Below are 12,058 nucleotides of genomic sequence, written 5' to 3' on the forward strand. Positions count from 1 at the left end.
GGTTTTCATTCAAAAAAATCGCCTCAATTTCATGATTTTTATATACACTTTTTCTATTTTAGTCAAAATGACGAAAGAAATCAACACCCTTATTTCATGAAAATATTCCCTTTCCAAACAGCTAATTCATGTTTTATACCCAGAAAATCCACCTTTTTATAATCATAACCATAATTCCCCTCAAATCCCGTGGAATTTTAAGCAAAAAGAATAGTCTTCCTTTATTCCTTTTTTCTTGTTTTGTTCTATCTCTCTCAAAATCTTTATTGCTTTACGCCTCTGCTCACATGGTTTTTTTCTAAATGCCAGTTAAGCCACTCAGCGAAAAATCCTATCAAAAAGGACCATCTTCTTATTTAAATTAAGAAGATGGTCCTTTTTTTCGTACTTATCTATATATCTGTATAATCAATTACCTTTTCAGCCTGGTAATATTTTTCTCCCAACATAATTGCCTCTCTATTCATAAACAAAACCATCATTCCCAAAAAAGCAAAGCTTCCAGAAGTATAAGTCAGCGTGGTATATAAAATATCTGTGGCAACATGTTCAGGTGCCAGGAAAAAAAATCCTTTATATATCCAATTCCAACCCGAAACAATAAAGGAAGTTACAATAATAAACCCCGTAGTCTTCCAAAATCTATTTTTCGTTAGTTTCTTACTGTATGTCAAGGCCTGCCAACCTTTTATCCCCCTGAACCCAATAACATAAACATAAAAACACCATACAATACCAAAGTATACTCCTGGAAGAACAAAAAAGATACTTGCCATAAAAACCAAAAACCAAAAGGGTATGCCCGTTATAATGATATCCCAAAGGCAGTTCATCCCTTCTCCTACTGCCCCTCTAACTGTTATGGTTTCGTTGCATAAATACCCTTTCCCAATCTTTGCAATTGCAATAACTGCCACAGGCTCCAAAAACAACAATATCGACATCTGTAATGCATGATTGCCCATAAAACTTAAGAGTGCTTTGGTATAAGCAGGCATATCCTCCAACACCCACTCTGCACTGGCAATGCTTATTAAAATCTCGGCACTATTGGTTAGCTTCTCCATGGCCAGTACATTCAAAATACTAATGGGGAAGAACAGAAAACAAACCACAATCATGATAGATTTAAAATTCTTTATAAATAAATTCATGGCAATGGATAAAATCTCCATAAAACCTAGTTCTTTTTGATTAATTGCATCTAACATACATTCACCCTTTCCAGCTCTAAGCCAATAGAACTAGTATATCGCATTTCCATAAAAATTCCAACTGCTTTGCGCCTTGTAATTATTAAAAAATTCCGCTACAATATTAGCAAAACATTAGAAAGCAGTGATAAAATGAGTTTAAAGGGTAAAACCGTTTTTATAACAGGCTCTTCCCGTGGCATCGGTCAGGCCATTGCTTTTGCCTTTGGACAAGCAGGCTGTAACATTGTGCTAAATGCTTCTCAAAGTAAAGAAGCCCTATCTTCCATGGAACAAAAGCTAAAACTGGCTAATGTTCCCGTTCTTGCTCTTCTTGGTGATGTTTCCGATTATTCTGCCTGTCAAAAAATGTTCCATATCATAGAAGAAACCTTCGGTAGCGTCGACATTTTAATTAATAATGCAGGTATTTCACATATTGGCCTTTTTACCGATATGACCCCTCAGGAGTGGCAAAGGGTTATTGACGTTAACCTAAATTCCGTTTTTAATTGTACCCACCTTGCCGTTCCTGCAATGGTGCAAAAAAAACAAGGTTCTATCATTAATATCTCTTCCATGTGGGGAGAAATAGGTGCCTCTTGCGAAGCCGTTTATTCCGCCTCAAAAGGTGCCATGAATAGCTTTACGAAGGCAATGGCAAAAGAACTGGGGCCTTCTTTCGTTCGGGTAAATGCCATAGCTTGTGGCGTAATTGAAACCCAAATGAATGCTTGCTTTGATGAAGAAGAACGGGATGCCCTTATGAACGAAGTCCCCCTCATGCGCTTCGGAACCCCAGAAGAAGTAGCAAATCTGGCGCTTTTCTTGGCTAACGAAACTGCCTCTTATCTTACGGGGCAGGTTATTACCCTTGATGGAGGTATGAACTAATGAAGAAGAAATTTTTACTTTTCGATGTGGACCACACCCTTTTGGACTTTTCAACCTCGGAAAAAAAAGCACTCAAAAAATGTTTTGATGACTTTGGAATTTCTCTTACGGAAGAAATTCTTTCATGGTATCTTGACCATAATCATAAACTCTGGACAAACTATGAAAACGGAATCATTACCCGTGATGCAATTTTCAAAACTCGCTTTGCCGATACCTTCGCTCAATTTTCTATCAATGCCCATGGCGATTTGATGGAAAGTACGTATCGTGAAGCTTTATCCCAAGGCAGCGATTTGATAGAAAATGCCCTTCATACTATTCAAAAATTATCTACCACCCATGAGCTATATATTGTAACCAATGGCCTTGCTTCTACCCAAGAAAAGCGTCTCAAGGACTCTGGCCTTGCACCTTATTTTAAGGATACTTTTGTTTCAGAAATCATGGGCTCTCAAAAACCAATGATAGAATACTTCGATTATGTCTTTAATCGTATCCCAGATTTTGAAAAAAAAGAAGCCCTTATCATTGGCGACTCCCTTTCCTCCGATATCCAAGGAGGTATCCGTTCTGGCATTGATACCTGCTGGTTTAACCCGGAAGAGCTTGAGAATCACACGAAGTTTCAGCCAACCTATGAAATTCATAGTTTATTGGAACTCTTACCCCTTTTGGAAACAAACTAAAGTTACATAAGGCAATAAAAAATGACATCTACATTTACTATAGATACCATTGACTAGGATTTGTTTATTCTATGAAAAACTAAACTTTTTATAAATCTTATAGCGAAAACAAAAAGACCACTCTTCAAGAAAATAAAACCTTGAAGATAGCCCTTTCCCATAAACAATTATGTTTACAAAGGTATCTACAGTATCTCGTAGATACCTCATTTTTTTAAGAATGCTAAAGGCACTTCCTTCTTTGTTGATACAAAGAAGGTACGATTCTAACCTTCAGCTGAACTCAACAAAAGTTTAATCAAAAAATCTTCACTACACTTCCTTTTCCATACACACTAAGGTTTCCCAAATCACATTTTGAAAATGGAAAAGGCTAGTTCCTGCCAAATGATACCCAAGACGAGAGTATAGTCCAATGGCAGGTGAATTCCCCTCATAAGTATCAAGCCTAATGGTTTTACAATTCAGCTCACGGGCATGCTTTTCCGAAAAATCAACAAACTCTTTGCCATACCCCCTTCCACTGCAGTTTGGCCTGATACAAAGGGTGTGAATCACCAGAACCCCATCTCCATTTGCTTGAACCTTCCATGGAATTACACCATACTCCTTGGGTTGAATATGGTTTAAAACTACGCATCCATAAAGATGCCCCGTCTTATCTTCTCCAACAAAAAGAGTCCCTGCTTTTAATGCCTTTTCCCCGTCTGCTCTGGTGGGGTAAAGCCCCTTTTTCCAATTGGTATAGCTCACCGTAGACGCCTCATAATCTAAAACTTCGTTGTAAATTGCTTCAATTTGGTCTATGTCTCTACACGTTGCCTTGCGAATCAAAAGCCACACCCCCAACTTATCTCTCCCCTAATTTTAAATTAGGGATTGCATTTAAGTCCAATCCGTCACGAACACCCGCCAAATACTCATAATACGCCGCACAACCAATCATGGCTGCGTTGTCGGTGCAAAGTATAGGGGAAGGGATACTTAATATAAACCCTTCTTTTTCACAGGCCTTTTTCATTTTCTCACGAAGTGCGCTGTTTGAAGCAACGCCCCCTGCCAAAGCAACTTTGTTCACCCCCCTGTCTTTTGTGGCCTTTATTGTTTTCCCAACTAAAACCTCTACAACAGATTGCTGAAAACTTGCTGCAATATCTTCAGGGATTATTTCTTCTCCCATCATCTTCTGCTTATTTACATAATTCAAAACTGCGGACTTCAAACCGCTGAAGCTAAAATCATAACTATCTTCTTCTAAAAAAACCCGAGGGAACTTTACCGCTTCTGGGTTCCCTTTTTTCGCCGCCGCATCAATCTTGGGCCCTCCAGGGTAACCCATTCCAATTGCTCTAGCAACCTTATCATAGGCCTCGCCAGCGGCATCATCCCTTGTTCTTCCCAAAATTTCATACTTCCCATAATCAGAAACGTAAACCAGATGGGAGTGACCTCCTGAAACAACCAAAGCCATATAAGGCGGCTCAAATTCTTTATTTTCTATATAATTGGCACAAATATGCCCCTCTATATGATGTATACCAATCAAAGGCTTTTCTGCCGCAAAAGCGAGGGCCTTTGCCTCTGCTAATCCAACCAATAAAGCACCTACTAACCCTGGGCCATAGGTAACTCCAATGGCATCCACTTCTTTCAGTGTAAGGCCAGCTTCTTGCAACGCTTGGCTAATGACACCGTCTATGGCCTCAATATGCTTCCTAGAGGCAATTTCAGGCACGACGCCCCCATATAAGGTGTGTAAGTCTATCTGAGATGAAATCACGTTGGAAAGCACCTCTCGCCCATTTTTCACCACAGCCGCCGCTGTTTCGTCGCAAGAGCTCTCAATGGCCAATATATAAATATCTTTTTTTTCTTCCATATTTTATGCCCTCCAAATCACCCTTCTTTTGGAAAAAGGATGGTGGTACTTTTTCTTTCTTCTCCTAATGCCGTATTGGGGAAAATCTCCTGTGCTACGGACAAAAATAACTCTGGCTCGTTCAGTGCTGGGCTAAAGTGCGTCAACCAAAGCTCTCCAACTTCACCGCCCTTGGCAAGACCTGCCGCCTCCGAAAATAACATATGCTTGTTTTCCTTGGCCTTTTGCTTCTTCTCGTCTTCACCATACATACCTTCACAAATAAAAAGCTGTACACCTCGAATGAAGTCCCTCAGCCTGTCCACGGGTCTGGAATCTGTACAATAAGCCACCCCAATGCCAGCTCTGGCATCCCCCAGCACCATGTCCGCCGTATATACCTTTCCCTCATGTTCTACGGAGCCTTCCTTCTGCACCTTTCCCCACAAAGTTTTAGGTAACCCTAGTTTCTCTGCCTTTTTTATGTCAAATTTTCCTCTTCGCTGTAAATCAACTCGATACGCATAACATCTTACCATATGATCTGCCAAGCAGTAAGAAATACTAAACTCACCAACCTTAATTGGATTTGGTGTATCCTTCCCGATTTCTATATATTCTAAAGGATAGGGCAATTCTGGACAAATCCTACGTAAGCCTTCTACAATATACTCAAGGCCTTGCGGCCCTACCAACGTAAGAGGGACCTCTCTACCTGCATTCCCGATGGTTAACAAAAGCCCTGGCAGTCCCGAGATATGATCTGCATGAAAATGGGTAATGCAAATCACATCAATGGATTTAAACCCCCATCCTTGCATCTTCATGGTTACCTGCGTACCTTCGCCGCAATCTATCAATAATAATCGCCCGTTAACCCTTGCCAACATTGCCGTTAAAAATCGCCCGGGCATGGGCATCATTCCGCCTGTTCCCAGCAAACATATATCAAGCATAACCTTCTCCTTTTATTTCAAAAAATAACCCTTCAATTTATCATATCGTATTCCCTGCTAAAATACAAGTTTTGCCACCAAAAAGACACAATATACTCAGCCTTTTTCCATACATTCCTGTACCTTCTCTATTCTTTGCCAGGAGCATCAAAGCATTGGCTTAATTTCTTGTAAAACCCTAAAAACCCTCACCAATAGAAGTTCCCGTATTCCTCGTTCTTTTTTGGGTAACTTCCAGCGAATTTTCGAAAATTGACCTATCTATACGGCCCGATCTGGCCATAAATCCAAGTTTCTCCTTGTCACTATTTCGCTTAACCAAAAGGCATAACAAAGCGCCTCATTCTTTTATTATCACCTTCAAGGAATCTTCGAGAAACTAGCTGTCAATTAAGATCCAGTCTATAAACGAAGTATTCTTTAAACTACCTTCACTTTAAACAAGACTAATCAAAAAAAGTAAACAAAAATTCCCCTCCAAGGCACAAAAACACCCTTTTCTGAATAAAGATACTAAAGGGGGTGTTTGGATGCGCAGAAGATGTCAAAATTCACCAATGAAATGGCTATGCGGCGTTGTTTTGCTTTCTTTAGGCTTGGGTATGCTTCTGGCGGTGCTTATTCCCTATTGTATCCCTTTGTTGGCCATCCTATTTATTGCCGCTGGGACATGGCTGGTTTTTAATTTCAAGCGTTGCTAGCAAACATTTCAAAACGAAAAAAAGCCTTTCTTCCATAAATGGAAAAAGGCTTTTACACTTCGGTCAATTAGATTGCACGTGTAATTTTATTTGCACGCATACATCTTGTGCAAACGTAAATAGATTTCACATTACCACTATTTTCAACGATTTTAACTTTCTTTACGTTGGGTTTCCACTTTCTATTTGCACGTCTACTAACCTGACTACGGTTAATACTGATTCTATGACCCTTAATCTGGCCCTTTTCACAAATTTCACATTTAGCCATTGTCTGCACCTCCTCTTCTCATGCCTATGTGACACAACAAAAATATTTTAGCAGAAAAATCAAAGTTTTGCAAGGAAAATCAGAGGATAATTTATTTTTTTCTACTTCATTATACTAATCCTTAGAACGAATGACAAAAAGATATCCTTCTGTAAATTCAATTATACCTTCTTCCTTGGCCAAAACGTTACTTACTGCAACCATCTCATCGTCCAGAGCCAAGTCTCTATCCGTTAAAGGGTAAGCAAAACCTGTCAGGGTAATCCCCTTTACCATCATGGATAAGGGAATGGTTGAAACCAAATCCCCAATATTACCATGAATCGTAATTGGCTTATCCACCAACTCAACGCAGTTGTTCTCGTCAACAAGCCTTGCTCTTACGCCCTTTTTCAATAATCCCAAAAGTAGGTGGGCATTGGCTAAGGTATGATCAAATCGATTTCCAATTCCACCTAATAGAACCAGATCCGTTACCCCTTTTTCTAATGCCAAATGAATGCCTATCTGCATATCTGTCTGATCCTTTTTCGTAGGAAACTGAAGAAAGGGGATGTTTTTTCCTTTGTAGTACTCCAAAACCTCTTGGCTTACGGAATCAAAGTCCCCCACAATATAATCAGGGGTCACCCCCAATGCCTTGGCATGATGCATTCCTGCGTCACAGCAGATAAGTAGTTCAGCATTATCCACATATTCTTTGCAAAATTCATAATCTAAAATTTTTGCACCGGCAAAAATCACTGCCTTCATTTTATTCATACTCCTTAAAAATTTCCATGAAGTCCTGGGCAGCCTTGGCAATGTCTTCTTTTCCAAATACCGCAGAGCCTGCAACGATTACGTTTGCCCCTGCATCCAAAACAATTTTTACGTTATCCTGAGTAATGCCGCCATCCACCTGAATGTCATAGTTCAAATTCATTTCTTTTTTCCAATCAGCCAACTGGCGAATCTTAGGCACCTGATCCTCCATAAACTTTTGGCCACCAAAACCAGGTTCTACCGTCATAACTAAAAACATATCCACATCTGCTAAATAAGGCTTCAGCGCTTCCACAGGGGTTTTAGGCTTAATGGTAATACCCACTTTTGCCCCAGTACCCCGAATTAAATCAATGACTTTCTTAGGGTCTTTTGTTGCTTCCAAATGGAAGTTGATAATATCTGCGCCTGCTTTACGAAACTCCTCTACATATTTTTCAGGCTCCACAATCATAAGGTGAGCATCGAACACCATATTGCTCGCCTTACGAATCCCTTTGATTACAGGAATTCCAAAAGAAATGTTTGGTACAAAAAGCCCGTCCATTACATCCAAATGGATATAAGGTGTGCCCGCTTCTTCAATGGTTGCCAACTGCTCACCAATCTTTGTAAAATCAATGGAAAGCATGGATGGGGAAAGATAAATCATTTTACTTTTTCCTTTCTTCTTCGTCCTTCAAATTCTGAAATATCGTCACATACCGTTCATAACGCATGGGGTCAATAACTCTGCCAATTTCCGCTTTAACGGCACAATCAGGCTCGTTTATATGCACACATCCATTATAATAACACTCGTGTACAAAAGGTTCAAATTCCTTAAAATAATACTGCAATTTTTCCGATGGAATATGGTTTAAAAATAGAGAGGTAAACCCAGGAGAGTCCACAATATAGCTGTTTCCGGAAATACGGATTAATTCCGCATGTCTGGTGGTATGACGCCCTCGTTGTATCTTCTCGCTGATTTCGCCTGTATTTAACTCTAACCCTGGATACGTTGCATTAATTAAGCTGCTTTTTCCAACACCGGAAGGCCCGGCAAATACAGAAATTTTGTTCTCCAAAACTTGCTGTAACGCCTCCATTCCAATACCCTCTTCTGCACTGGTGCAAATTACAGGATACCCCGTTTGCCGATAAATATTTGCAACCTCTTCATATTCTTTTTTCTTGTCCTTATCAATTTTATTAATCACAATTACAATTTCCAACTCCTGCTCCTCGGCAAGAAGCAGAAACCGATCTAACAAATCTAAATTCATATTGGGGCTTTTTGCAGCAAAGACAATAACCGCCTGATCAACATTACTAACTCTTGGGCGAATCAGCTCATTTCTTCTTTCCAATATTTCATCCAAACTACCTTTTTTATTCTCTTCATCCAAAATGGAAATCCTCACATGATCCCCTACCGTAGGTCGGATGCCTTCTTTTCTAAAAATCCCTCGGGCACGTGTTTCAAAAACGCCCCTTTCGGTATCAATATAATAAAATCCGCCGATTCCCTTTACAATTACGCCCTTCAGCATATATCCGCCACCTTATCCAGAAAAATTCACGTTTTGCGTCCACTGTAACTCATCATCAATATAACAACTTACGGTACCGTTTCCTCTACCTGTAATTGTTACGGTATAGGGGAACTGGGTTGAATTTCTCGTTTCATCCACAACTGGGAAAAGCCCGTCTGCATCGTTTCGAACAAGACGTACATATAGGTCTCCATCAGCACCACTGGGTGCAGCGATTGTAAAGGATTTAGACCCCGTTGTTGTCTCATTGTTTCCGTTGCCGCTGTTGTTTGAATTATTGTTATTACTGTTACCATTATTGTTGTTGCCATTGTTACTTTCATTATCATCAGGTTCCGTCACCGTAGCCTTGCCTAAACTAATTACCAAGTTAACAACGCTTCCATTTGGCACCTCTTGCCCTGCACTTAAGGTCTGGGTCATAACCTTACCTTTATCCACAGTGGCGCTTTCCGCATGGGATACACTGCCAACCACAAGGCCAACGGCTGTTAGGTCTTTCCTCGCTTGTTCTTCTGTTTGACCCATAACATTAGGCACAGAAACACTCTGGTTTTCTTCGCCCTTGCTCACCTTCAAAACAATGGTACTCTTTGCATTAATGCTTGTTCCCTCATTTGGTGTTTGTTCCAAAACAATTCCTATTTCTTTGCCTTCACTGAACTCATATTCAATTCTTGGAGGCGTACCAATCAAAGAAATGATTTTGTCTGTAGCAGCTTTTTCTTGCTGACCAATCACAGAAGGCATATCCTGGGAAGTCAAGCCAAGACTTGTTTTGATACCAATTTTTGTTCCAGAAGAAACCATTGTACCGTCCCCAACAGACTGATAAATGATATACCCTTCATCATAGTAATTGCTATAGTCCTGTCCTTCCTCCACCAGTTCCAAGCCCATCTGCTGGGCTGCCGCCTTGGCATCTTGCAAAGGAACACCAACAAACGTAGGCACTTTAATATCTTTTTCTGATGCAACAAATCCGCCAAAACCACCGCTTAAGAACTTCATGCCCACAACGGAAATAGCACCGATAATTACCAAAGCCGTAACAATGGCTGCAATAATCACTTTTTTCTCCGTTCTGCGGTCATTTTCATTTCCGTAATCCCCTTCTTTTCTTGGGTTTCTACGTGTTCTTTTGGGCCTCTTACTTGTTTTCACAGTTTCTGCCTCCATATATTCATTTTCATACTGGTCTTCTTTAGACAAGCGTAACTTTTTACTGTATTTTTCAAAGCTAACCATAGGCTCATTTACAGGCTGTGACGTAACTTCCTCCACCTCGGTATTTTCCGAGTTTTCCGAATATACATTTTTGTTTAACCTAATAAATTCCACTTCTTTGGGGTCAACCGCCTTAATGGTTTCCGCTAAATCCACATACTGTTGAGACCCTTTTGAATCCTTTTGGTAAACAGGTTCCTCAACCCTGTCCTCCTGTTCCTGCAACTCACGTATCTCCGCTGCCACGGCTGCCCTTCTAGAACGGCGCACACCGTCAGCAGAGCCTGTGGGTGCACCAGCAAGGGTTGCCGCCGTAACAGCAGCCTCAACCTCTTTTTTAACAGGCACTTCTGTATGTAAAAATCCCCCTGCCGTGTCTGTTCTTGCCCGAATCAAATCCGATAGCATCTGCTCAATGGTAGCATAACGCTCGTCCGCCTTTTTCATTGTAGCCTTTTTGATAATTCCCTCAATGGCAGGCGTGCAGTTGGGGTTGTATTGCCTAATATCAGGTAACCCCTCGTTAATATGCTTAAGTGCAATGGAAACAGAGTTATGCCCCTGGAAAGGCAAAGCCCCTGTAATCATCTCGAACATGGTAATGCCTAGGGAATAAATATCGCTCTTTTCGTCTACATAGCCACCTCTGGCTTGTTCTGGGGAAAAATAATGAACGGAACCTGCCGCATTGGCCGTGGTAGTCATGGTAGAAACCGTTGCGGCTCTTGCGATTCCAAAATCTGTAACTTTAACCACCCCATCGGTACTTACCAAAATGTTTTGTGGCTTAATATCTCTATGAACAATATGAGCCTTGTGGGCTTGTGCCAGTGCGGAAGCAATTTGAATCGCTACGTTCAAAGTGGAACGAGAATCAAAGGGTGCCTTTTGACGAATGGCCTGTTTTAAAGTGTCCCCATGGATATACTCCATCACGATATAGCTAATTTCACCATCCTCTCCAACATCGTAAACACGAACGATATTGGGATGAGAAAGCCTTGCTGCGGAACAAGCTTCCGAACGGAATCTATCAATAAATTCATCGTCACCAATAAACTCCTCTCGCAAAACCTTAACTGTTACATATCTATCTAGTTTTTTATCTTTGCCCCGATAAACCATTGCCATACCACCGGAGCCAATTTTTTCTATAATCTCATATCTATCCCCAAGGACAGTTCCGGGATTCAACAACATTAGTTCTTACCTCCTACATCAACCAAAATCAAGGAAATATTGTCATATCCTCCTCGTTCGTTGGCCATTTCAACCAGTCTCTGTGCTTTCTTTTCTAAGGTCATTCTCTTTCCTATTATTTCTGCCATATCTTTATCAGATAACATTCCGGAAAGACCATCTGTACAAAGTAACAAGATGTCACCCTTCATCGCATTTTCTACGATAGCATCTGTCTCAACTGTTTCTTTAATCCCCACGGCACGGGTAATAATATTCCTTTTGGGATGGGTTGCCGCTTCTTCTCGGGTAATAGAGCCCACCTTAACCAACTCCATCACATAAGAATGGTCTGTTGTGAGAGGGTTTAACTCTTTTTTACGAAACAAATAAGCTCGACTATCCCCAACATAGGCAACAAAAATTTTACCATCCTGTACCGCAGCAGCAACCAAAGTCGTTCCCATCTCTGCAAACTCCCGTCCCGAATTGGACTTTTCGTAAACGGCCTTGTTGGAAGCCACCATAGCCTCTGTTAATAAGTCAGGAATATCCTCCTGACAATGTGTATCCCGCTCCTGTCGAATATAGTATAAAAACGAGTCGATGGCGTATCGACTAGCCACTTCTCCTGCATTGCATCCCCCCATGCCATCGGCCACAATAAAAAGATTTTGAATATCATCAGTACAAGAAGGTACATAAAAAGCATCCTCATTATTCTTTCTGCACTTCCCGATATCACTGATTCCAACTGCTTTCAAACAATCCACCTCCTGGGTGCACA

General features: G+C 40.8%; 13 protein-coding genes. 3 read left to right on the forward strand and 10 right to left on the reverse strand.

The features are described 5' to 3' along the window. Nucleotides 1-392: 392 nt before the first annotated feature. Entirely contained in the window at nt 393-1,211 is an 819-nt protein-coding gene (locus RBQ60_RS11315; protein ID WP_307883801.1) for a hypothetical protein, read from the reverse strand. A 135-nt stretch (nt 1,212-1,346) separates the two neighbouring features. On the opposite strand from RBQ60_RS11315, the gene ymfI reads away from it, so the two are divergent. Then, a complete protein-coding gene (gene ymfI, locus RBQ60_RS11320) occupies nt 1,347-2,087 on the forward strand; it encodes an elongation factor P 5-aminopentanone reductase (RefSeq protein WP_307883802.1) in 741 nt (246 codons plus the stop codon). Continuing rightward, on the forward strand, nt 2,087-2,776 hold the full coding sequence (locus RBQ60_RS11325; protein WP_307883803.1) for a YjjG family noncanonical pyrimidine nucleotidase: 690 nt from the start codon (nt 2,087-2,089) through the stop codon (nt 2,774-2,776). Before ymfI ends, RBQ60_RS11325 begins: the two co-directional genes overlap by 1 nt. A gap of 312 nt (nt 2,777-3,088) precedes the next feature. Here RBQ60_RS11325 and RBQ60_RS11330 read toward each other — a convergent pair whose 3' ends face one another. From RBQ60_RS11330 to RBQ60_RS11340, 3 genes are read right to left on the reverse strand one after another with little or no spacing between them, the layout of a single operon-like run. Then, on the reverse strand, nt 3,089-3,619 hold the full coding sequence (locus tag RBQ60_RS11330) for a GNAT family N-acetyltransferase (RefSeq protein ID WP_307886011.1): 531 nt from the start codon (nt 3,617-3,619) through the stop codon (nt 3,089-3,091). 7 nt (nt 3,620-3,626) lie between these two features. Beyond that, nucleotides 3,627-4,655 carry a tRNA (adenosine(37)-N6)-threonylcarbamoyltransferase complex transferase subunit TsaD gene (gene tsaD, locus RBQ60_RS11335; protein ID WP_307883804.1) on the reverse strand — a complete coding sequence of 343 codons (1,029 nt, stop codon included), beginning with the start codon at nt 4,653-4,655 and terminating at the stop codon, nt 3,627-3,629. Nucleotides 4,656-4,672: 17 nt separating this feature from the next. After that, nucleotides 4,673-5,590, reverse strand: coding sequence for a ribonuclease Z (locus RBQ60_RS11340; protein WP_307883805.1), 918 nt, complete (start codon nt 5,588-5,590; stop codon nt 4,673-4,675). 530 nt (nt 5,591-6,120) lie between these two features. On the opposite strand from RBQ60_RS11340, the gene RBQ60_RS11345 reads away from it, so the two are divergent. Next, complete coding sequence (locus tag RBQ60_RS11345; protein WP_307883806.1) at nt 6,121-6,291, forward strand: hypothetical protein; 171 nt, start codon at nt 6,121-6,123, stop codon at nt 6,289-6,291. A gap of 67 nt (nt 6,292-6,358) precedes the next feature. Here RBQ60_RS11345 and RBQ60_RS11350 read toward each other — a convergent pair whose 3' ends face one another. The 6 genes from RBQ60_RS11350 to RBQ60_RS11375 all read right to left on the reverse strand — a co-directional run bounded on the left by RBQ60_RS11350 (nt 6,359) and on the right by RBQ60_RS11375 (nt 12,035). Further along, a complete protein-coding gene (locus tag RBQ60_RS11350; protein WP_307883807.1) occupies nt 6,359-6,562 on the reverse strand; it encodes a large ribosomal subunit protein bL28 in 204 nt (67 codons plus the stop codon). Between the two features lie 114 nt (nt 6,563-6,676). Continuing rightward, nucleotides 6,677-7,324 carry a thiamine diphosphokinase gene (locus RBQ60_RS11355; protein ID WP_307883808.1) on the reverse strand — a complete coding sequence of 216 codons (648 nt, stop codon included), beginning with the start codon at nt 7,322-7,324 and terminating at the stop codon, nt 6,677-6,679. Beyond that, complete coding sequence (rpe, locus tag RBQ60_RS11360; protein WP_307883809.1) at nt 7,317-7,979, reverse strand: ribulose-phosphate 3-epimerase; 663 nt, start codon at nt 7,977-7,979, stop codon at nt 7,317-7,319. Before rpe ends, RBQ60_RS11355 begins: the two co-directional genes overlap by 8 nt. A 1-nt stretch (nt 7,980) precedes the next feature. Then, the gene (gene rsgA / locus RBQ60_RS11365; protein ID WP_307883810.1) at nt 7,981-8,862 is read right to left on the reverse strand and encodes a ribosome small subunit-dependent GTPase A; all 882 of its coding nucleotides are present in this window, start codon (nt 8,860-8,862) and stop codon (nt 7,981-7,983) included. 12 nt (nt 8,863-8,874) lie between these two features. Next, a complete protein-coding gene (locus RBQ60_RS11370) occupies nt 8,875-11,292 on the reverse strand; it encodes a protein kinase domain-containing protein (protein ID WP_307883811.1) in 2,418 nt (805 codons plus the stop codon). Further along, nucleotides 11,292-12,035, reverse strand: a complete 744-nt coding sequence (locus tag RBQ60_RS11375) for a Stp1/IreP family PP2C-type Ser/Thr phosphatase (RefSeq protein ID WP_307883812.1) — start codon at nt 12,033-12,035, stop codon at nt 11,292-11,294. Before RBQ60_RS11375 ends, RBQ60_RS11370 begins: the two co-directional genes overlap by 1 nt. Between the last annotated feature and the right edge of the window lie 23 nt (nt 12,036-12,058).

The organism is Anaerotignum sp. MB30-C6, from assembly GCF_030908465.1.
Lineage (GTDB): Bacteria > Bacillota > Clostridia > Lachnospirales > Anaerotignaceae > Chakrabartyella.